The following is a 21,239-nucleotide window of genomic DNA, read 5'->3' on the forward strand; positions in this document are numbered from 1 at the left end:
TTCTTTCATCATAACAAACCGAAATCTCTTATGCCATACACGAAAATCAAATACCGAACAATTGTAATATTTCAGATACTTCTCATTAGTTTTTCTTTTATTTTTCTAAAAAAATTTGCAGGAATTTGGCGTTTTACGTAGAATTTTATGTGTTAGTTGACTGACCATATATACAATGTCAACTACCAATATTTTTCTATATGAATATTTGTTAAATTTCTGTAAAATTTAAGTAGATTAAAGCATGAATTTTATCATGTAGAGTACAATGGTAGTAACGACCTTCTTTCCTGAATGGGGTCAAAAAAACTAGTAGAGGAGTGGTTTTCTCTTGAAACCTACAACTACTCGTATGCTAACACGCATTAAATCAATTTATATGTACATCAATGAAAACGGAACGGTAACGACGAAAGACCTTGTAGATGAGTTCGGGATCACACCGCGAACGATACAACGTGATCTAAATGTGTTGCAGTTTAATGAACTCGTGTATAGCCCTTGCCGCGGTAAGTGGACAACAACAGGAAAGAAAGTGAGAATGACCTCATAACGAACAATAATTGTATGTAAATAAATACATACCCCTTTCTAACTCATTAGAAAGGGGTCTTTTCTGCGCCGAAAACCAGCACTATTTCTCAGTATCTACTTGATATGTTTTTAACATTTCTACTTCTTCATCTGATAGCTCTCGGTATTGTCCAAGTTCTAGCTCTTCATCTAATACTAACGGTCCCATCTCTGTTCTCTTTAGGTAGACTACTTTTTTCCCCACCGCTTCAAACATACGCTTCACTTGATGGAACTTTCCTTCTGTAATGACAAGCTCGATTTCAGAAATATCATCGCTTTTTAATATTGTAAGTGCACCTGGCTTTGTTTCATAGCCATCATCTAAAATAACACCTTTAGCGAACTCTTTTACATCCTCTTCTGTTACTACTCCTGCAACGTGTGCATAATATTTTTTCGGCACATGCTTTTTCGGAGATAACAATTGGTGTGATAACTTCCCGTCATTTGTTATCAATAAGAAACCTTCTGTATCGATATCAAGTCGGCCAACTGGGAACGGATCAAAGATTGCATCTTCTAACTCTAATAAATCTATTACCGTTTCATGATTATCATCTTCTGTCGCTGAAATAACACCTTGTGGTTTATGCATCATTAAGTAAACAAACTCTTTATATTCCACAACTTCACCGTGAATCATAACTTCTTGTTCTTCGACATTTACATGAACCTTCGCATCTTTCACTGACGTTCCATCAATTTTCACAACGCCGTCTTTCAATAATTTCTTTACTTCTTTTCTACTTCCATATCCCATATTCGCTAATAATTTATCTAATCTCACGTTTTTCACCTTCTTTGTTTATCATAGAAAAGGGGACGTAATTACGCCCCTTTTGATTTCAACTTTATTTTGAATCTATTACCAAGTTTACGCTGGATTTTCTCTAACGCTTCTCCGCCAAATACTCTTTCAAGTACTCCTGTGCGAATCGCTAACAATCCGTAAACAAGACCACCAATACCAGCACAAATCGCAACTGTAATAAGAGCGCCAATTCGGCCATCAGGCGAAATCATGAAGGATAGAATCCATTGTGATAACTTTACAGTAACGACCATTACAAGTGTTAATACTGCAATTTGGAATGTTCTCTTATATACAACACCAAATGAATAATGTACATGTTTTTTGATTTGTCTATTCGTATACCATACGGAAGCTAAGAATCCGACTGCTGTTGCTAAAATCGCTCCAACTGTACCGAAATAACGAATAAAGATTACGTTACATACAAATTTCAAAATAACACCCATAATAAGTGCGACAATCGCATGTTTTTGTTGATTGATTCCTTGCAGAATTGCTGCTGTTACTGTAAATAAAGCGAATAACAACGCAACCGGTGCATACCACATTAATACTTGTCCACCTAGTGGATCTGAGTCGTAAAACGCAGTATAAATCGGATATGCAAGTGTAGAAATACCGATAACTGCTGGCAATGTTAAGAACATATTTGCCTGGAATGTTTGTGTAATTTGTAACTTTAAATAACGGTATTGTTTTTCAGTAAATGATTTTGTAATCGCTGGTACAAGCGTTAAGCTAAACGCTGTTGCAAGTGATACAGGAATCATAATTAATTTATGCGTCCACATTGTGAAAATACCAAGTGCTCGCTCTGCGATATCACCTTGGCCAATCGCCTGCATAATTGAGTTAAATGTCAATGTATCAATTTGTTGATATAAAGGAATTGTTAACCCAATTACAACGTAAGGAATCGCATATGCAAATAATTCTTTAAACAATTGAACAGTACTCACTGTTGATTCTGGTGCAGTTTGTTCAATTAAATATTGATCCAAATGTTTTTTACGTTTTAACCAGTACCAAATTAATACACCGAGTGCTCCAACTGCTGAAACGAATGCTGCAAATGTCGCTACCCCAACTGCTGTTGCAACTGTACCGCCAAGTACTTTAATAACGATGAAACTACCTGCTAATAAAAAGACGATACGAATAATTTGTTCAATAATTTGCGAAACAGTAGTCGGCCCCATCGATTGGTGACCTTGGAAATAACCACGAATTAAACTCGCTGCTGGTACAACAATAAGTGCAAAACTTACAAGACGAATGATCGTCGTAACTTCTTCTACATTACTGTGTATACTTTGTTTACCAAGCATTGCTTCTGCAAACAGTGGCGCTGTCATGTATAGAACTAGGAACGAAAGAACTCCTGTTACTATCATCATAACCATTCCCGAGCGGAACATTCTCCGGCTCGTTTTATAATCGCCAAGCGCATTATATTTGGAAACAAATTTGGAAACAGCAAGCGGCACCCCTGCCGTTGCAATACTTAAAAAGATGGTATATGGAATGTATCCATATGTATAGAGCGTTCCGCCTTCTGTCCCTACTAATGCATGAAACGGAAAGACGTAAATCATGCCTAAGAACTTTACTAAAAATGTCCCTAGCGTAACAATAAGTGTTCCGCGCAGAAATTTCGAATCGGACATACAAAAATCCTCCTACATCTACATAAAGTGAAACTATAATGAATTGAACTATTCGAACATTTGAGGACTATTAGACTTCCCCTAACTCTTAAGGTTTTAGTCTTATGGCCCACAAATAAAAGGATAGTGCTGAACTCTAACTTTTGTATTGTACCACAATTCTCCCTTTAAGCAGTACTTCACTCTATTTTTCTTTTAAGGGAAAACATGCTATTCTTTTAGGCAGGAAATGTAGAAAATGAGGTCGATATATTATGCATTATGATGTTATTGTCATCGGCGGCGGGCCCTCTGGGCTAATGGCTGCAATCGGTGCTGCAGAAGAAGGCGCAAATGTCTTACTTCTTGATAAAGGAAATAAACTAGGACGTAAACTTGCGATTTCTGGTGGTGGCCGTTGTAACGTAACGAACCGTCTACCACTTGATGAGATTGTTAAACATATACCAGGAAATGGCCGCTTCTTATACAGCGCTTTTTCTATTTTCAATAATGAAGATATTATTACATTCTTCGAAAATCTCGGTGTAAAACTGAAAGAAGAAGACCATGGCCGTATGTTCCCTGTATCAAATAAAGCACAATCAGTAGTAGACGCACTTTTAACACGATTAAAAGATTTAGGTGTAAAAATCCGTACGAATACACCTGTTGAAACAATTGAATATGAGAACGGTCAAACGAAGGCAGTCGTACTACAAACTGGCGAAGTGTTCGAAACAAATCATGTCGTTATCGCTGTTGGTGGAAAATCGGTTCCTCAAACTGGCTCTACTGGAGACGGATACGCTTGGGCTGAAAAAGCCGGGCATACAATTACAGAATTATTCCCAACAGAAGTACCTATCCTTTCAAACGAACCATTTATTCGTGATCGCTCCTTACAAGGTCTTGCTTTACGCGATGTAAACTTAAGCGTATTAAACCCGAAAGGAAAAGCTATCATTTCTCATAAAATGGACATGCTCTTCACTCATTTCGGCCTATCTGGTCCTGCCGCTCTTCGCTGTAGTCAATTCGTCGTGAAAGCACTGAAAAAGTTTAAAACGAATACCATTCAAATGAGTATCGATGCATTGCCAGACGAAAATAGTGAACAACTATTCCAGCGCATGCTGAAACAAATGAAGGAAGAACCGAAAAAAGGAATTAAAAACGTTTTAAAAGGTTATGTACCTGAGCGTTACTTCCTATTCCTATTAGAAAAAAATGAAATTGATGGCAGCGAACAAGCTGGACAAGTTTCTCACGAAAAGATTCGTGCACTCGTGAAAGACTTTAAAGAATTTACTGTGAATGTAAATGGTACGCAGTCAATTGAAAAAGCATTCGTTACTGGCGGCGGTGTATCCGTTAAAGAAATTAATCCGAAAGAAATGTCTTCTAAATTCACGAACGGCTTATATTTCTGCGGAGAAGTTCTTGATATTCACGGTTATACTGGTGGCTATAATATTACATCCGCTCTCGTTACTGGTAGAATTGCCGGAACTACAGCTGGAGAAAACGCGAAAATGCAATATTAAAAAAAGAAACAGGGCTTCCTGTTTCTTTTTTTATAGGTACATGCAATGATATCGGCGATTTCTCAAATATATCAGCGATTCTTCAACCTATATCGACGATTTCCCAAATTTATCGACCTACCGACCAGAAGCGACAAATATCCGCTCGACCTAACTTCCCATTGCTTTTTTGTTGCTTTATATACCTTAGTACCTTTATATTTTATATTGTTGAATATTTGAAAAAGGGTAAGGGGAAAACATATGAGAAAAAAAGTCATGATGTCTTTAATGCTAATGACGTTTCTTTCTGCGGTAGAAGGAACGATTGTTAGTACAGCAATCCCTCGTATAACGAGTGATTTGTCAGGCGTCGAACTTGTTAGTTGGGTATATGCAATTTATATGCTTGCAACAGCAGTCTCGACTCCAATATACGGAAAGCTTGCTGATTTATTTGGCCGTAAAAAAGTCTTACTTATCGGAGCTACAATCTTTTTAGTCGGTTCTGCACTTTGCGGAGTCGTTACATCAATGGAACAATTAATTTTCTTCCGCGCTCTTCAAGGTATTGGTGCTGGTGCTGTCATGCCAATCACAATGACAATTATTGGAGACCTATATAGCGAAGCGAAAGACCGTGCGAAAGCACAAGGCTGGATGAGTGCCGTTTGGGGTGTATCTGGTGTTATCGGACCGTTAGTAGGTGGATTTTTAGTTGATTCCCTATCTTGGCGCTATATTTTCTTCTTAAACGTTCCATTCGGAATTATCGCTTGCTTAATGATTGCCATTTACTACAAAGAATCTATTAAACCAGCTAAACACCATATCGATTACCTTGGTGCAACAGTCTTCTCATTAAGTACGATTGCTCTACTATATGCACTATTAACAGGCAGCAGTAAGCAAAACTGGGGAGACATTACAATTATCGGCCTATTAATCTTTGCCGTCGTTTCATTCATTATTTTCTTATTCATCGAGAAAAAATCTCCGGAACCATTAATTCCGCTAGCACTTTTCTCTAACCGTACATTATCTACGATAAACATATTAACGCTTATTGCTGGCGCAATGATCATTAGTATTACAATGTACCTTCCAATTTGGAGCCAAGGTGTATTAGGAAAAAATGCAACGGAAGCCGGACTTATTTTAATGCCAATCCCTGTTATGTGGACATTTGGCGCTATTTTCTCCGGTAACTTAGTAGGCAAATTAAAAACGAAACAAATCATTTTACTTGGAGCTAGCATTTTATCAGTCGCTACGTTCTTATTATTTACATTATCAACAAATTCACCATCGTTCCTTATTTATGTAGCAGTCGGATTATTCGGCTTAGGAATGGGGCTTGTGACACCAATTTATATGGTAACAATTCAAGCAGCCGTACCAGCTCATACACGCGGAACAGCCGTTGGTTTAAACACATTTATTAATACATTTAGTCAAACGTTAGGTGCTGCAATCTTTGGAACAATCTTTAATACGATGATTCATGCACGCGGCATTAAAAACCTTGACCTTGTATCTGGCGGACACGGCGGAACTACAGCAAGTGTAGCAACTGAATCACAATCCGCATTAGCAGCAAGTGTACACGTCATTTATATGAGCACTTTCGTATTAGCAGTATGTACATTAATTATCGCTTGGCTTTTATTAAAGCCAGCTACACAAACAAGTGAAGAGTAAAAAGAGGATGACCATTTCGGTCATCCTCTTTTACTCTTCATTCTCCACAATATGTTTCAGCATGGACAATTTATTATCCCAAAAACGTTCATAATACGAGAGCCACTGTTGTAATTCCTCTAATGGTTCTGGATGCAAGCGATATATCTTCTCTCTACCGCTCTTTCTTCCGCTTACTAAATTCGCTTCTGAAAGAATATGAAGGTGCTTTACAACCGCAGTGCGACTCATCGGAAAGTGATCCGTTATTTTGGAAATCGGTAACTCTTTGTCACTTAATAACCGTATTACTTCTCGGCGGGTTGGATCAGCGATTGCTTGAAATACATCATATTTTGCTGCTGATGAGGACACTTAGCCTTCAACAACCTTTTTCAGTTTTTCATTTACAATCGCTACCCACCCTCCGCTCATTCTATCGCGAATAATAGAACTCTTCGCATTCGCTTTCGGAAGAATTTCATCAGGATGTTTCCAACCGCCGTGAATTAACGTAAATTCTGTTTTATTATCTCCTAGGTCTTTCAGATTAAATGAAACGACCCAACCATCTGTATCCCATGAGAAAGATAGATAGTTTGGCTCATCGATTTCTAACACTTTACATGGCGATGGTCCAAATGGTGATTGCACATGAAATTCATGTCCTACCTCTAATACAAAATCATTTGGCATAAACCATGAGGCAATCCCTTCTGCAGTGGATACTATATTCCACACCTTTTGAATAGACGCGTTAAAAACGATCGTTTGTTTAATATCAGTTAATGTATTTTGTTGTTCCATTTTCATTCTCCTTTATTCGGCAATTAAATATAACACCTTTTGGTTATATTTTGATGATATAACACCTTTTAGTTTCATGTCAACGCTAATTCTTTTTTACCGTTGAGAAATTCTCAACATTTTTTCAACAGGACAAACACCCTCTGAGCATTCCCTCATAATATACTCACAAAGGCAACAAAAAATAAAAACTTCTCTCAACATGAAACTCCATCATTCATCTTGAAAGAAGCGCCTTACCTATATCATGCGTATTTCGTCTCTCCTCCTTCCCTCAGGGACACTACGCGAGATATAAAAAATCAGAAGGAATATGCCCACCATTTGAGTAGGTAGTTATTTCTCTTCTCCTCAACATTTTCTTAGGAGCGAAATGACTATCGACTCACTTTTTTCAAACAAAATAAAAAGGGGTTGAACGCTATGTTCTATTGCATTAACTGCTCTGATATTCATCATGAAAAACATCCGAATGATAAAGTATTCAAAAACGGTTTTTATATTGATCCATTTTTAGGTGATCGTTATCACCTCGGTATGTGTAAAGATGCCCAAAATCATGAGACTGGGGAGCCTCTTTTAAAGACAAAGAATTTAGGCACAACCCAATCTATTATGAATGTATTACCGACACATGTTGTCCCAACATAAAGCATAAAAAAGAGCTGGGTCATCCAGCTCTTTTTTATGCTTTATAAACGATCATTGCTGAAAAACAATAAATTTGGTTTTCGTCATCGTTAATGGAAACACCGACTTGGTACTTAATATCTACAAAGTTACTATCATCAATCTTTTTCAAAAAAACATTTACAGCGTCTTCTAAGTCTTTTTCGTGACTTTCATCAAATACTTTTACACGAATCATGTTAACACCATCCTAGATCGCAGCCCTCCGCCGCTTGATTATTGCCACGGTGCGTATCTATGATGCGATAAAATTTTCCGTCTTCATATATATATCCGTCTTCTAACACATATTCTTTACCTTCAGTATAGACATAAAACTTACCTATCATAAATTTACTCGTATATAATTCCAAATAATCTGGCCTAAATTTAGCTACAACTTTATTTGTAATATCAATTTTTATTGTGCGCCCCACCTTCTCTCCCTCCTTTGCAAAGAACGGATTTAGGTATATTGTATTAGCGATTTTACATTTTATGCTTAAAAATAAGTGGATATGCCTTCCTTTTTCACCTGTACTATTTTTCTAAAAAAATCATAGATAAGTAAGAGCAAAAAAATATATAAAAAAAAAGAGTTTTTACTTATTGACTCAAATATAATTATTATGGTATTATATAAAATTTGATATTTTTATCAACTTATGTTATCATTAAAGATGGTTACCACATATGGAGGTGGATGATTTGTTTCAAATTGGTGATAAAATTGTTTATCCAATGAACGGCGCAGGAGTCATCGAAGCCATTGAAGAGAAAGAAATATTAGGAACAATACGTCAATATTGTGTGATACGTATCATTAGCAAAGATATGCAAGTAATGCTTCCTATGGATCAATTACAAAAATCAGGTATTCGTTATATCGTAGATAAAGGTACGTTAGATGATATACTTCTTGAATTTCAAAACGGGGAATCAGACACATCACTTTCTTGGAAACAAAGATATACAATGAATATGGAAAAAATGAAAAACGGCAATCTGCAAGAGAGTGCAGAAGTTGTTCGCGATTTACTTCGCCGCAATAAAGAAAGAGCATTAAATGCGAGCGAAAAACAAATGCTAGATAATGCACGAAAAATGATGATTAGCGAAGTTGCACTCGTGCAAAATGTTTCTGAACATCAAGCAACAGAATTTCTTCAAGATACAATTAATCATTAAATTTAAAATAGCCGACCGCTATTTTTTTTTGCTTAAAAAAAGGACAAAGTGATAAACCTCTTTGTCCTTTTTTATTATCCGCGCCCTGCTTGGAACGATGGATATAACGTCATGCCACCGTCTGCAAATAACGTAATTCCAGTTACGTAACTTGCCTCTGAGGAAGCAAGCCACGTTGCGACTGCTGCAATTTCTTCCGGTTTACCGATGTAGCCCATCGGTATCATACTTTCTACGTCAGCACGTTTTTTAGGATCAGCAAACTTCTCTGCATTAATTGGCGTATTTATTGCACCCGGTCCAATATTATTTACGCGAATGCCTTTTGGTGCGTATTCTAGCGCTAACGTTTCTGTCATCAGTTTAATGCCGCCTTTACTCGCCGCATAGTGCACAAATAGTGGCCACGGAATTTTCTCATGAACACTCGACATATTAATGACAGATCCTTTAATATCGTGCTCTACAAAATATTTAATCGCTTCACGGCTGCCTAAAAAAGCACCTGTTAAATTTGTATTGATTACTTTATTCCAATCTTCAAGCGGCATTTCATGCGATGGTACCGCATTTTCTATCCCGGCATTATTAATCATAACATCGAGCGTACCGAATTCTTTCACAGCAGATTGAATGAGGTTCACAACATCAGACTCAACCGTCACATCACCTTTTACAGCAATCGCTTCTCCGCCTACTTTTTTAATTTCCTCTAATACATCATGTGCTTCTGACTCTCGTGAGCGATAGTTAATCACTACTTTCGCTTTCTCCTTAGCAAACCTCACTCCCATCGCTCTTCCAAGACCAGTTGCTGATCCTGTAATAACGACTACTTTCCCTTCTAAATCACTATACATTTCCATACCTCCTTTAACTTTTTGCTATACCTAACATAATTCCGGCTGCAATAATAAAAACGATACCGATAACAATACCTGTTAATTGACGTTTCGTTTTCTTTTCACCTAATATAAGAATCCCGCCAAGCGTTGAAATAATAATTCCCATTTGTGATAGCGAGAAACTTGTTGCCACTCCAACACGCGGCTGCGAAATGAATAAAAACATATTTCCAGCTGCCCAAATTAATCCTGGAATAATATTTCGTATTGCATATTTATTAAATGGATGATGTTTAAAAGTAAGCAAAATGCCCCCTAACACCATACCGACTGCTTGTGGCAATAAAGCTGACCAACCATCTACGTTAAATAGTCTAATTACTACTACGTAAACTAAATAACCGACTGTTGAAATCAATAAAATGATAATGCCTCTTTTAAAATTCCCTGCTTGCTCTGCATTCTTTTCTTCTTCACTTTGAAGTGATGTTAAAATAACACCGATAATAATACAAATGAGAGCTAATACACCAAGGACGACTGATATCGTCGTGGACCACTCATGAAATACGATAACTCCAAATAAAGTCGTCGCAACTAATTGAAGTCCTGTTGAAATGGGCATCGTCCTCGAAACGCCCATTAAATCAATACTTTTTAATTGATTCGCCTGACCAAGTGCCCAAAATAAACCTGACACAACCCCAACTCCGATAACAGTAGGAGTTAATACGGGCTTCATAAAAATATAAACAACAATCGAGAAAATAAGTGCACCAAACGTTGTACCGAGCGTTTGACTATACGGTCCTCCGCCCAGTTTCACGTTAAATAGCACAATACTTCCCCAAAATAGAGCCGGTAAAATCGCTAAAAGTATGTCCATCGCTCATTACCTTTCTTTACTGAATGTCATAGATCATCACTCTGAATCATTAGAGTGAGCTTTTATTTTTTCTCTTTCTCGTTCACAAACTTGTTCTGCAATAGCACTAGAAACATTCTTTTCTCGCTCCACTTTCTTTATCTTTACGTGATCTACATGATCTTCCAAAGTAAGTGTAACTTTATCATTCGGCGGATTATGTGCACCTTGAAACGTAAGAAATTGTAGCGTAATTTCAAATCTAGGAACGAACTCACCATTCTTGCCGAGACGTTTTATACTTATAACTGAAGCACATTCATATTGATCTTCTGTCACTTGTCTAATAACCGAATAATACCTATTCGATAATGCACTCTCTAAAAGCTGCTCCCTTGATTCTTTCGCGAAAGAATCAATTGGAGTAGAGAAAAAAACCGCACATAGCATTGTAATAACTACACATATTTTTTTCATAACACCCTCCTTGTTCTATACGTTAGTGTTCGCAAAACTGCTATAAAAAAACGACTTCCCTATGTAGGAAAGCCGTTTTCATAAATCCAATATTAACCACCGCTCACTGGTGGGATTAGTGCAACAACATCACCAGATTGGACCCTGTCATCTTCATTTGCATATTCTTCATTAATTGCAACCATAATTGGCGCTGTCATTGGTACATTATATTCTTTAGCAACAATATCTTTTAACTCTGCAACCGTAATATTTTCTTTCTCTATTTGTAACTCACTTGTTCCAGCTTCCTCTTGCAAGTATGCAAATAACAATACTCGAATCATACTTATAGCTCCTTCCCAGGCTCTCCCGCCGGATATGGCGTTTTTTCTAATTGATCACCAATCCAAGAGTCTCCATCTTCCCAAAACTCCTTTTTCCAAATCGGAACAATTTGTTTTATGCGTTCCATAATATATTCATTCGCTTCGTAAGCCGCTTTACGATGTGGTGTTGAAACAGCAACCACAACCGCAATATCAGAAATTTGTAGTGTACCGATGCGATGTGTAATCGCAACGTGTGTACCCGGCCACTTCTCTTTCACTTCTGAACCAATTTTCTCTAGCATCTTTTCTGCCATCGTTTTGTAAGCGACGTATTCTAAGTATAATGTACGACGCCCTTTCGTAAACTCTCTAACCGTTCCAATAAATGTTGTAACAGCGCCACATTCACGGCGAATAACCTTCTTCGCTACCTCTTCAACCAAGATTTCTGTATCAATTACTTCATAATATGTATTTGTCATTTCGTACTCCTTACCGTTTGTACAAACCAGTCTATATACAAATCTTCTTCTGTTATATGAAATACTTTATATTCCTCTCGTAAGTTTGCGGGAGCATCATGCCACGTAATAACCGCTACTATATTTTCTACTTTATGTAAAAGTTCAACGTCTTCCGTAGAACGAAGTAACACTACTTTCGGATAGCTCTCTTTTTTATAGCCTTCAATTAAAATTGTATCCACTTCAAAAAACTCATATAAACGAACAATTTCTTGCAAAGACCAATCCTCTCTTAATGACGAAAGCGAAAGTAATCCAGCGCCTTCTACACTACTAACGACAGCACCAGCCTTTCGGTGCCTCTCACTATCTTTTTGCGCTACTTCCGGAAATCCTCCGTGCCCGTGGTGTTTAATGGTAGCAACTTTCATTTTCCGTTCCGCTAACTCATGCACTATTTTCTCAACGAGCGTTGTTTTCCCGCTATTTTGATACCCTACTATTTGTAAGATTGAAGGGGCTTTGCCCATGGCCAATCACTTCCCTCGGCGTGCTCTAACAATAATACAGATACTTTCATCCCTGCCTCAAATCCTCTCGTTCCCCCAGGCAACACAATAAAAGCATTCGCATCAGCAAGTGAAGATACCGCACTTGACTTATCTAAACCGACGGGCATCGCTTGTAATGCCCCTTCCACAATTGTCACCTTCGCTCTTACAAAACGAGTAAACGGATTTGGCTTTGGAAAATCTTTTTGTAAAATAGCATCTGCTCTATATACGTGAGGCTCCTTCGCATACAAATATGTTTTTATAATCGGATGCACAAATAACTCAAAGCCCACGTAACAAGCTGACGGATTCCCTGATAAACCGAAAAGTAACTTTCCATCAACTTCAGCTACGGTCGTTACACTTCCTGGTCTCATCGCTATTTTATTAAAGAGTACATTCGCTTGTAATCTTTCATAAATAGCCGGCAAGTAGTCATAATCTCCTACCGACACACCGCCTGTCGTAATTAAAATATCAACTTCATCTATCCCTGATTGAACGGCTGTAAAACATGCACCTAACTCATCGGCAAGTTGGCCATAATAACGGACTTGCCCTCCGGCTTTCATAATTTGAGCCGCAATCATATACGAGTTACTATTTCTAATTTTCCCCGGCTGTAACGACTCATGTACTTCTAACAATTCACTTCCTGTCGTCACAATACCAATAACAGGCTGTTTTACAACTTTCACAGTACTATATCCAAACGTCGCTAATAAGGCCGCGACACCTGGATTAATTGCAACGCCTTTCTGAACGAGAACTTGATTTTGTTTTATATCTTCTCCTTTAAATGACACATTGTCACCACTATGAAAAGGACGCTTTAACTTCATATATGTTTTTCCGTTCTTCTCAAAACCTTCCGTCAGCTCTAGCATTACGACCGCATTACAATCATCCGGAATAGCTGCTCCCGTCATAATACGAACCGCCTGAAAAGATCCTACTTCTTCTGTAAAAACAGATCCCGCCCCAATTTCTCCTATTACTTCAAACTCAATCGCATTCTCTTGATTTGCTTCTTTCGTATCTTCTGCTCGAATTGCGAAACCATCGTAAGGTGAACGATCAAAATGAGGAACGTCATGATCAGAGACAACATCCTCCCCAAGAATTCTCCCGTAACTTTCCGTAATAGAAACCTCTTCTACTTCACCAATTTTCGCATATTTCATTACTCTCTCTACTGCCTCAGCAACTTGAATCGGAATTCGTTTTTCTACCATCGTTTCTCACCCCATATTTGCAATTTTTTTTATCTCGATTAAACTTTATATATTAAATAGAAATTACTTCAAGGAGGAATTCCATGTCTTCATTCACACACTTTAATGACCAAGGACGCGCGAAGATGGTTGATATAAGCGACAAAAAAGCAACCGTTCGAACAGCAATTGCGTGCTCTAGCATTGTCGTTACAAAAGAAATTTACGATAAAATCTCTCACAACGAAATCGGGAAAGGTGACGTATTAGCAGTTGCACAAATCGCTGGTATTATGGCTGCGAAACGCACTTCTGATATTATCCCAATGTGCCATCCTTTATTATTAAAAGGTGTTGACGTTTCTTTCGATTGGAAACAATCCGAAGAACAATATCGATTACTTATTGAAGTAAAAGTTAAAACAGAAGGTAGCACGGGTGTTGAAATGGAAGCTTTAACAGCTGCTTCAGCTACCGCTCTTACCGTTTACGATATGTGTAAAGCTGTTGATAAAGGTATGATTATTGGCGAAACGTACTTACTTGAAAAAACAGGTGGAAAAAGTGGAGATTATGCGAGAAAGTCTTAACCTTCTCTCTGTTGAACCTAAAGGGTTTCTTTAGGTTCAACCTATATATCTTGCATATAAACGTTTTGCTACATTTATATCATTCGTCCCATGAATAAACGCCCTGCCATCTGTAAATAAAACAAAACGAAACTCTTCTACCGGAAATGATAATAAATACGGAGTAGCTTTCACATCCACACTTCTTTGTAAGCGCTTTTTAATTTCTTCTAAATTAAATTCATTCCGCACACCTGGACGGATTTGTACTGTATTTCGGCCACATAACACTTCTGTTTTCGTTTGTGCTTCAAATGTTAAACTTGGATATGTACGTAATCTTCCGCAAGATAGACATGTGTCTTTTTTCTGCCTATTCACTTTAAATGCCATCTGTTGATTATTCCAAAGATCAAACGATAACATCGTTTCTCGAAGCGCCCCATAGTCTTCTACTAATATTTTCAGCGCTTCTGTTATTTGATGCGCAACTACTAATTGTACTGCCGGCTGTATAATACCCGCCGTATCACATGTTGCTCCGCTCGCCGGATGCTCCATTAAACAGCGGAAGCACGGTGTTTTTCCTGGTAAAATTGTATACGTTACTCCGTAGCTTCCAACACAACCACCATATATCCACGGAATATTATACTTTTGTGAAATATCATTAATAAGAAGACGCGTTTCAAAATTATCTGTCGCATCTAATATTAAATCTACATCATTCACTAACTCTTCCATTTCTTGCACTATTACATCAGTTACAACCGGATTTATTTCCACCTCAGAATTAATCGCTTTTAAATGCTCTGCCGCTGCTACCGCCTTCGGTTTATACTGCTTCGCGTCTTCTTCGGTATATAATTGTTGCCTTTGTAAATTGCTCCATTCTACATAATCACGATCCGCAATTGTTATTTTTCCAACACCTGCTCTAACAATCGCTTCTGCATTTGCCGCACCAAGAGCACCAGCACCGATAATAAGCACATGCTTCTCTCTAATTTTTCTCTGCCCTTCTTCTCCAACACCAGCAAATAATATTTGTCTTGAATATCGCTCCTGCATACGATAGCCCCCTTTCTTATCCTCCTATATAAGACATTTCAATTTTCGGACGATTTTTCGCACTTTCTTCTGTCCGTTCATCCGAATACCTATCTTTTCTATTCATCCATACATCTTGTATAACTCTTAGTAACTCATTATCCGAAAGCTTTCCTCTCAGAAGTTCCCTTATATCCAAACCCTCTGTCGCAAATAAGCAAGTATAAAACTTTCCATCTGCCGAAATTCTAGCTCTCGTACAAGAAGAACAAAATGACTCAGAAACAGAAGTAATAAAACCGACTTCGGTATTTGTTCCAACGTAACGATATCGCTTCGCAACTTCACTGAAATAATGTGCTTCAGCTGGCTCAAGCGGATACATGCTATGAATCATCTCAATTAACTCTCGCTTTGTAACGACTTGATCAAAGTTCCATCCATTTGTACTACCAACATCCATAAACTCAATAAATCTAAGCGTGATTCCTTGCTCTTTAAAATACGCAGCCATCGGAAGTACTTGATGATCGTTCATCCCTTTTTTCACAACCATGTTTACCTTTACATCAAGCCCAGCCTCTTTCGCAGCCATAATTCCCTTTATAACAGGTTTCGTATTAATATTTCGGCCATTAATGTCCTTAAATACATCGTCATCTATTGCATCTAAACTAACATTTACTCTATGTAATCCAGCTTCTTTTAATACTTTTGCTTGTTTCGTTAAATGAATCGCATTTGTCGTTAACCCTATATCTAACAGCCCGTCAATTTTCACAAGACGTGCAATAAGCTTTGTTAAATCTTTACGAAGCAGCGGCTCGCCACCAGTAAGTCTAATTTTTCGTACACCGATGCTAACAAATAGTTTTGCCAAACGCTCAATTTCATCAAACGTCAGTAAAAACTCATCTTTCAAAAAAGCATAATCTGGCCCAAACACTTCCGCTGGCATACAATATGTACATCTAAAATTGCAACGATCAATGACAGATATGCGCAAATCTTGAAGTGGGCGTCCAAAAAAATCTGTAACCATCTCCTGCATCGCCACCCTCCCTTTCTGCCAAATTTCTCTCTTTTCATTCTATTATAATATATTTTCGAACTGCGATGTTTTTGCTCAAGTGAATAAAGTGAAACTTTCCTAACCAATTAGACTTCCTACTTATAACGAGATAAAAAACCTTGAAGCATAAAAGCCCCAAGGTTTTCTCCCTATTAACTTAACCTAATAATAGTTAGCGTAGCTCCTGGTGTTGTCGTAGATAATGTAGCTATTGCAAGTAATCCAAATAACTGCAGACTAATAACAGCTCCAGCAGGTAAATTAGCAATGATTGTCGCATTAAATGAACCTGTAGCTACTGCTGGTGAATTTATTGTTCCTGCAAGCGGACTGCCATTAACAGTTATACGAGAACTTACAAGTAAAGAGGCTGTTAAATTTATTGTATAAGCTATATAGTAGTTCCCCGCATTCGCAACTGTAAATACGGTATTTCCTCCGCTAACGGTAATTCCTGGACCAATATTTTGATTGTTCGGCAACGGTACATTTGTACCACCTAACAAAACAGAAATAGCACTTCCTGATGTATTATTCGCAAATGAGTACGTTGCAGTTGTACTAACTCCCGTGGCTCCGGTACTTCCGGTTGCTCCCGTATCTCCTGTGGCTCCGGTACTTCCCGTTGGACCCGTTTCTCCTGTGGTTCCGGTACTTCCCGTTGGACCTGTTTCTCCGGTAGGACCCGTTTCTCCCGTTGAACCTGTATTTCCTGTTGGACCGATATCTCCTGTTACTCCGGTACTTCCGGTTGTTCCTGTATTCCCGGTTGCTCCCGTACTTCCCGTGGCTCCTGTATTTCCCGTTGCCCCCGTATCTCCCGTGGCTCCGGTACTTCCCGTTACTCCCGTGTTCCCAGTTGCTCCCGTATTTCCTGTTGGTCCTGTACTTCCTGTCGAGCCGGTGACTCCCGTGGCTCCGGTACTTCCGGTTGCTCCCGTTTCTCCTGTGGCTCCGGTACTTCCCGTTGGACCTGTTTCTCCGGTTGCCCCGGTATTTCCCGTTGAACCCGTTTCTCCTGTGGTTCCGGTACTTCCCGTTGGACCTGTTTCTCCGGTGGGACCCGTTACTCCCGGTTGCTCCCGTATCTCCTGTTGGACCGGTATTCCCCGTTGGACCCGTATCTCCGGTTGGACCTGTACTTCCAGTTACTCCTGTATCTCCTGTTAGACCTGTATTTCCCGTTGGACCCGTATCTCCGGTTGCCCCCGTATTTCCCGTTGGACCTGTTTCTCCGGTTGCCCCAGTACTTCCCGTTGAACCTGTTTCTCCGGTTGCCCCAGTATTTCCCGTCGCTCCGGTACTTCCCGTTGGACCCGTATCTCCGGTTGCTCCCGTACTTCCCGTTGGACCCGTTACTCCGGTTGCTCCCGTACTTCCGGTGGGACCGGTATTTCCGGTTACTCCCGTACTTCCCATGGCTCCTGTATTTCCGGTGGCTCCTGTACTTCCCGTTGGACCGGTATTTCCTGTGGCCCCCGTGCTTCCCGTTGGACCCGTATCTCCTGTGGCTCCCGTATTTCCTGTTGGGCCGGTATTCCCAGTTGTTCCTGTATTTCCCGTCGCTCCGGTACTTCCCGTTGGACCAGTATTTCCGGTTACTCCCGTACTTCCCGTTGTCCCTGTCATTCCAGTCGGTACTGGAGGGAAAGTAGGGCCGACAAGATCTGGGGATAACTTAAAATTAGAATTTATCAACCTCTGTATTTTTTGATTTTCATCATTTCCTCCCACTACTCCCACCACCTCCCAAAAAATACAACTACAAAATATGTTTCATATAAGGTGAAACATATTTTGTAGGGGGTCTTACTGCCCGTTAATGCCGGATAAAAACTCACCTTCTATTTGAATTGTATTTTTCAAAAAGGCCTCCAATACTACTTTTCAAACAATTACTCCTATTTTTATGCTATATAAACTCTTCTTATAAATAAAAACTCCCCCTACGATTTTAGGGGAGTCCAGCAGTCGAATCAAAATTATCTGTATTAGGGACAGCTTGTGCTATACTCGAAACATTTGCACTTTGCCCCATATTTGTTCCTGTTACAGTACCGGCAGGAGTACCTCTTGTATATGTTGTCGTCACCGAATCACCTGGCTGTAAACAAAGCTTCGTCTCCGTTCCTATTACCGTAACAACGTCAATCCAAGTACACCCCATTGAACCACTATACGATTTTGTAGCAGTAAATGAAGTATCACTCAAATTATCACCAGTAAATATATTCCCAGTGTTATTCACAATAACAAACTCTTTTATATGAGCAGGCATAATTACACTCTACCTTTCCTCTATGAACCTAATGTACGTGTACTCGTTGCTAATGGCGGAAGGAACACTGATGTCCTAATCACCGCTTCTGGTTGTCTTTTCCCATTTAAAAAAATAGCCGCACTCGACCCTCCAGCACCTGCATATATTTTTGCTACAGCTAAAGGTGAGATATCATAACAATCGCCGACATTAACAGCCCCTGTATTATTAATAATTTTTACTTTCCGCAAGTTAATCCCCATTTACCTATCCCCCTTTTGTACACTGTATGCAAAAGAAAAAAACTTGAAACAAACACGTTTCAAGTTTTTTTAAGCTACTTATTTAGTTTCTCCCTCATATTGAAGCATACCACCAACCATATTCACTGTTTTAAATCCTTGCTCATTTAAATAATGGCATACATTTTCACTACGCATTCCCGAACGACAAATAAAGATATATTCATTCTCTTTATCAAAGAAATCTACTTTATTTGGGATATCGCCCATTTTAATATGTACAGCTTCTGGAATTTTGCCTGCCGCTACTTCTTCGTCTTCCCTTACGTCTACTAAAAATAACGTTTCTCCGCTTTCTAAACGCTCTTGCACTTCTTCTGTAGTAATTATTTTAACTTCTGTCATATGTCGTTCCTCCTTATATACAATAAAACCTTTAATCTCTTCCTTAAACAAGCATGTCTAATCAATTTTAGCATGCGAAAGAAAGAACGCAAAGAACGGAAAATTTATTTCTCAATTTTCTCGCAAAACTTATTCTTTACAAACATAACTCGTGCATTGTATCCTCAATATACTTGTTTTATGAGAGGAGTCAATGAAAATGACACTTTTTCTTTTCATTATGGGCATCATTTTCTTAATCGCCGCAATTATTGCACTTAGTATGAAAAATAATAAAAAGATAAAATCACCACAAGAAATGTCATTCTTATTTCTATTACTTAGTATCGCATTCTTCGGTATAGCAATTGCCACATATATTTTCCGTCTACAAATCATATAAAAAAAGGTGCCTACTACATACATCGCACCTTTTTCACACCATTTATTTTCTACACAAGGCTAGACACTTTCCGATTTAAAAATTCATAAACTTTCTTTTCAAATAAATGAATATCAAACGCTCCCGCCATATGCCCATTTATACTTTCTATCTCATACACTTCCGCATATTTCCCTTGTTTTTGCAAAATATCTACCATTTTATAATTATAACGTGATGGCTGAAGCAGGTCTTGTTTGCACGGAATCATAAGTACATTCGCTTCTATGTTAGACAGTGCCTCTTCTAAAGATGAAAATCCATGCGCAATATCATGTAATAAAACTGCTTTCGCAGTATATATCCACGAATTTGCATCTACTAAAGCTATACTTCTTTTTGTAACTTTATTTATTTCTCTCTCAAATGATGTTAATGTAGAAATCTTTTCATAAGGGTCTACTTCTATACTATTACGAGGAAATGTTGTTTCATAAAAATGCTCATCAAACGCGTTCATAAACATCATTCTATTTGCTAAATGAAGCCCCTTCATTGGCTGCTCTTCTCCGTATCTTCCGCCATTCCAACTTGGATCTAATTGAATAGCTTCAATGGCATTTTGCGCTACATTTACCGACGTAATAATTGGATTTTGCGGATTCGTAATAACACCAATCATCCGCTCTACCATATGAGGATAATGAACAGCCCATTGCTGCGCAATCATCCCGCCAGCTGACGGTCCCATTACAGCATATAGCCTCGAAATCCCCATATCTTTGATTAACTCATATTGCATACGAGCTACATCAAGAAAGGTAAAAACCGGAAAGTCCATCGCATATTCATCTCCAGTTTTCGGATTAATCGATTTCGGTCCTGTTGTAATCACATAAGGGTTCTTCACCTGCACATTACAAAGATTATCAGTGCATATAACGAAGTATTTATTTGTATCAATTGCTTTTCCTGGTCCAATTAAACCATCCCACCAGCCAGACTCCTCATCATGCGCCGTATATTTTCCTGCCGCATGACTCGTTGCACTAAAGTAATGACAAACCAAAATCGCATTTGACCTCTCTCTATTTAAAGTACCATACGTCTCATACCCCATTTGAACAGGAATTCCCCTACCATTTTGAAATGTAAACTCTTTTAAAATAAACTTCTCTTTTTTCACAAATTGCACAGACTCGCCCTCTTCCTGACATAGTATGAATTGCTTACTAAAGGATTTTTTCTATGCAAACCAATCTCCTCCTCCTTTTCATAAATAAATGAATAATATACAAAATTAGCCACAAAATAGCACTATATTACACAATTAAAGAGGGCATACATATGATTTGGAATTGGCTACGTAAGAAAAAAAAATCAAATACAACAGATAACTCGGAGCAACAACCTAACAATCAAGAAGATAATAACCAAAAACAGACTAGAAGTATGAAACATAATAAAGATAACAATGGCGAGCAAAAAAAAGAGGAACATAAGGAGTCTTCTCAAGACAAACAGCAACATTCTAAGCAAGGCGACTCAGCAGCTCAGGATAAACAACAAAGTTCTAAACAAGACGACTCGAATCAGGATAAACAACAAAGTTCTAAGCAAGGCGACTCGAATCAGGATAAACAA

The 21,239-nt window shown here is 38.5% G+C and carries 26 protein-coding genes and 2 pseudogenes; 8 read left to right on the forward strand and 20 right to left on the reverse strand.

Translation table 11 applies throughout. The features are described from left to right. The first annotated feature begins 331 nt into the window (after window positions 1-331). Window positions 332-553 carry a DeoR family transcriptional regulator gene (locus ACUXEY_RS26520; RefSeq protein ID WP_000805512.1) on the forward strand — a complete coding sequence of 74 codons (222 nt, stop codon included), beginning with the start codon at window positions 332-334 and terminating at the stop codon, window positions 551-553. Between the two features lie 81 nt (window positions 554-634). Here the strand turns inward: ACUXEY_RS26520 and ACUXEY_RS26525 are convergent, their stop codons facing one another. Together ACUXEY_RS26525 and ACUXEY_RS26530 are read right to left on the reverse strand one after the other, a co-directional pair. Then, window positions 635-1,363, reverse strand: a complete 729-nt coding sequence (locus ACUXEY_RS26525) for a pseudouridine synthase (RefSeq protein WP_429599140.1) — start codon at window positions 1,361-1,363, stop codon at window positions 635-637. A 41-nt stretch (window positions 1,364-1,404) separates the two neighbouring features. Next, complete coding sequence (locus ACUXEY_RS26530) at window positions 1,405-3,057, reverse strand: putative polysaccharide biosynthesis protein (protein WP_166703391.1); 1,653 nt, start codon at window positions 3,055-3,057, stop codon at window positions 1,405-1,407. A 254-nt stretch (window positions 3,058-3,311) separates the two neighbouring features. Here ACUXEY_RS26530 and ACUXEY_RS26535 point away from each other — a divergent pair, with 254 nt between their 5' ends. Together ACUXEY_RS26535 and ACUXEY_RS26540 are read left to right on the forward strand one after the other, a co-directional pair. Beyond that, the gene (locus tag ACUXEY_RS26535; protein ID WP_166703392.1) at window positions 3,312-4,583 is read left to right on the forward strand and encodes a BaiN/RdsA family NAD(P)/FAD-dependent oxidoreductase; all 1,272 of its coding nucleotides are present in this window, start codon (window positions 3,312-3,314) and stop codon (window positions 4,581-4,583) included. Window positions 4,584-4,826: 243 nt separating this feature from the next. After that, complete coding sequence (locus tag ACUXEY_RS26540) at window positions 4,827-6,263, forward strand: MDR family MFS transporter (protein WP_429599137.1); 1,437 nt, start codon at window positions 4,827-4,829, stop codon at window positions 6,261-6,263. Window positions 6,264-6,293: 30 nt separating this feature from the next. On the opposite strand, the gene ACUXEY_RS26545 is transcribed toward ACUXEY_RS26540, so the two are convergent. Both ACUXEY_RS26545 and ACUXEY_RS26550 read right to left on the reverse strand, forming a co-directional pair. Continuing rightward, window positions 6,294-6,617, reverse strand: a complete 324-nt coding sequence (locus ACUXEY_RS26545) for an ArsR/SmtB family transcription factor (protein ID WP_000098837.1) — start codon at window positions 6,615-6,617, stop codon at window positions 6,294-6,296. Then, on the reverse strand, window positions 6,618-7,049 hold the full coding sequence (locus ACUXEY_RS26550; RefSeq protein ID WP_461301950.1) for an SRPBCC family protein: 432 nt from the start codon (window positions 7,047-7,049) through the stop codon (window positions 6,618-6,620). It lies immediately after the preceding gene. Between the two features lie 423 nt (window positions 7,050-7,472). Here ACUXEY_RS26550 and ACUXEY_RS26555 point away from each other — a divergent pair, with 423 nt between their 5' ends. Continuing rightward, window positions 7,473-7,700 (forward strand): DUF3973 domain-containing protein, encoded by a 228-nt coding sequence (locus ACUXEY_RS26555; RefSeq protein WP_048528729.1) that lies wholly within the window; start codon window positions 7,473-7,475, stop codon window positions 7,698-7,700. 34 nt (window positions 7,701-7,734) lie between these two features. Here the strand turns inward: ACUXEY_RS26555 and ACUXEY_RS26560 are convergent, their stop codons facing one another. Further along, a complete protein-coding gene (locus ACUXEY_RS26560) occupies window positions 7,735-7,917 on the reverse strand; it encodes a sporulation protein Cse60 (protein WP_000621751.1) in 183 nt (60 codons plus the stop codon). Window position 7,918: 1 nt separating this feature from the next. Next, entirely contained in the window at window positions 7,919-8,155 is a 237-nt protein-coding gene (locus tag ACUXEY_RS26565; RefSeq protein ID WP_000533799.1) for a DUF2553 family protein, read from the reverse strand. A gap of 256 nt (window positions 8,156-8,411) precedes the next feature. Here ACUXEY_RS26565 and ACUXEY_RS26570 point away from each other — a divergent pair, with 256 nt between their 5' ends. Beyond that, window positions 8,412-8,906 carry a CarD family transcriptional regulator gene (locus ACUXEY_RS26570; protein ID WP_196471401.1) on the forward strand — a complete coding sequence of 165 codons (495 nt, stop codon included), beginning with the start codon at window positions 8,412-8,414 and terminating at the stop codon, window positions 8,904-8,906. Window positions 8,907-8,980: 74 nt separating this feature from the next. On the opposite strand, the gene ACUXEY_RS26575 is transcribed toward ACUXEY_RS26570, so the two are convergent. The 7 genes from ACUXEY_RS26575 to moeA form a co-directional block, all read right to left on the reverse strand. Beyond that, window positions 8,981-9,766, reverse strand: a complete 786-nt coding sequence (locus ACUXEY_RS26575) for a glucose 1-dehydrogenase (protein ID WP_166703397.1) — start codon at window positions 9,764-9,766, stop codon at window positions 8,981-8,983. A 13-nt stretch (window positions 9,767-9,779) separates the two neighbouring features. After that, entirely contained in the window at window positions 9,780-10,637 is an 858-nt protein-coding gene (gene glcU, locus ACUXEY_RS26580; protein WP_461301951.1) for a glucose uptake protein GlcU, read from the reverse strand. A 36-nt stretch (window positions 10,638-10,673) separates the two neighbouring features. Continuing rightward, on the reverse strand, window positions 10,674-11,093 hold the full coding sequence (locus tag ACUXEY_RS26585; protein WP_429599121.1) for a DUF3888 domain-containing protein: 420 nt from the start codon (window positions 11,091-11,093) through the stop codon (window positions 10,674-10,676). A gap of 92 nt (window positions 11,094-11,185) precedes the next feature. Beyond that, entirely contained in the window at window positions 11,186-11,419 is a 234-nt protein-coding gene (gene moaD, locus ACUXEY_RS26590; protein WP_144612198.1) for a molybdopterin converting factor subunit 1, read from the reverse strand. A gap of 2 nt (window positions 11,420-11,421) precedes the next feature. After that, window positions 11,422-11,886 carry a molybdopterin synthase catalytic subunit MoaE gene (moaE, locus tag ACUXEY_RS26595; protein WP_427265902.1) on the reverse strand — a complete coding sequence of 155 codons (465 nt, stop codon included), beginning with the start codon at window positions 11,884-11,886 and terminating at the stop codon, window positions 11,422-11,424. Next, the gene (gene mobB, locus ACUXEY_RS26600) at window positions 11,883-12,398 is read right to left on the reverse strand and encodes a molybdopterin-guanine dinucleotide biosynthesis protein B (RefSeq protein ID WP_429599118.1); all 516 of its coding nucleotides are present in this window, start codon (window positions 12,396-12,398) and stop codon (window positions 11,883-11,885) included. The genes moaE and mobB overlap by 4 nt, the downstream gene beginning before the upstream one ends. Next, window positions 12,368-13,657, reverse strand: a complete 1,290-nt coding sequence (gene moeA / locus ACUXEY_RS26605; RefSeq protein ID WP_461301952.1) for a molybdopterin molybdotransferase MoeA — start codon at window positions 13,655-13,657, stop codon at window positions 12,368-12,370. Before moeA ends, mobB begins: the two co-directional genes overlap by 31 nt. Before the next feature lie 83 nt (window positions 13,658-13,740). Between moeA and moaC the strand changes: the two genes are divergently transcribed. Next, window positions 13,741-14,226, forward strand: a complete 486-nt coding sequence (gene moaC, locus ACUXEY_RS26610) for a cyclic pyranopterin monophosphate synthase MoaC (protein ID WP_000094145.1) — start codon at window positions 13,741-13,743, stop codon at window positions 14,224-14,226. A 36-nt stretch (window positions 14,227-14,262) separates the two neighbouring features. Here moaC and ACUXEY_RS26615 read toward each other — a convergent pair whose 3' ends face one another. The 6 genes and pseudogenes from ACUXEY_RS26615 to ACUXEY_RS26640 form a co-directional block, all read right to left on the reverse strand. Next, window positions 14,263-15,276 (reverse strand): molybdopterin-synthase adenylyltransferase MoeB, encoded by a 1,014-nt coding sequence (locus tag ACUXEY_RS26615; RefSeq protein WP_166703403.1) that lies wholly within the window; start codon window positions 15,274-15,276, stop codon window positions 14,263-14,265. Between the two features lie 16 nt (window positions 15,277-15,292). Continuing rightward, window positions 15,293-16,306: a GTP 3',8-cyclase MoaA gene (gene moaA / locus ACUXEY_RS26620; protein ID WP_461301953.1), complete on the reverse strand. Its 1,014-nt coding sequence runs from the start codon at window positions 16,304-16,306 to the stop codon at window positions 15,293-15,295. 173 nt (window positions 16,307-16,479) lie between these two features. Then, window positions 16,480-18,061 (reverse strand): annotated as a pseudogene (locus ACUXEY_RS26625) (BclA C-terminal domain-containing protein). Between the two features lie 220 nt (window positions 18,062-18,281). Then, the gene (locus tag ACUXEY_RS26630; protein ID WP_048529455.1) at window positions 18,282-18,605 is read right to left on the reverse strand and encodes a hypothetical protein; all 324 of its coding nucleotides are present in this window, start codon (window positions 18,603-18,605) and stop codon (window positions 18,282-18,284) included. A 20-nt stretch (window positions 18,606-18,625) separates the two neighbouring features. Then, window positions 18,626-18,850 carry a spore germination protein gene (locus tag ACUXEY_RS26635; RefSeq protein WP_000512461.1) on the reverse strand — a complete coding sequence of 75 codons (225 nt, stop codon included), beginning with the start codon at window positions 18,848-18,850 and terminating at the stop codon, window positions 18,626-18,628. 78 nt (window positions 18,851-18,928) lie between these two features. Beyond that, window positions 18,929-19,234: a rhodanese-like domain-containing protein gene (locus tag ACUXEY_RS26640; RefSeq protein ID WP_461301954.1), complete on the reverse strand. Its 306-nt coding sequence runs from the start codon at window positions 19,232-19,234 to the stop codon at window positions 18,929-18,931. Between the two features lie 199 nt (window positions 19,235-19,433). Here ACUXEY_RS26640 and ACUXEY_RS26645 point away from each other — a divergent pair, with 199 nt between their 5' ends. Then, window positions 19,434-19,616: a hypothetical protein gene (locus ACUXEY_RS26645; RefSeq protein WP_002123174.1), complete on the forward strand. Its 183-nt coding sequence runs from the start codon at window positions 19,434-19,436 to the stop codon at window positions 19,614-19,616. Window positions 19,617-19,665: 49 nt separating this feature from the next. Here ACUXEY_RS26645 and ACUXEY_RS26650 read toward each other — a convergent pair whose 3' ends face one another. Beyond that, entirely contained in the window at window positions 19,666-20,790 is a 1,125-nt protein-coding gene (locus ACUXEY_RS26650; protein WP_461301955.1) for a homoserine O-acetyltransferase family protein, read from the reverse strand. Between the two features lie 152 nt (window positions 20,791-20,942). On the opposite strand from ACUXEY_RS26650, the pseudogene ACUXEY_RS26655 reads away from it, so the two are divergent. Then, window positions 20,943-21,239, forward strand: a pseudogene (locus tag ACUXEY_RS26655) (spore germination protein); the annotation flags it as partial.

Source organism: Bacillus sp. F9_6S_D1_P_5 (assembly GCF_054823925.1).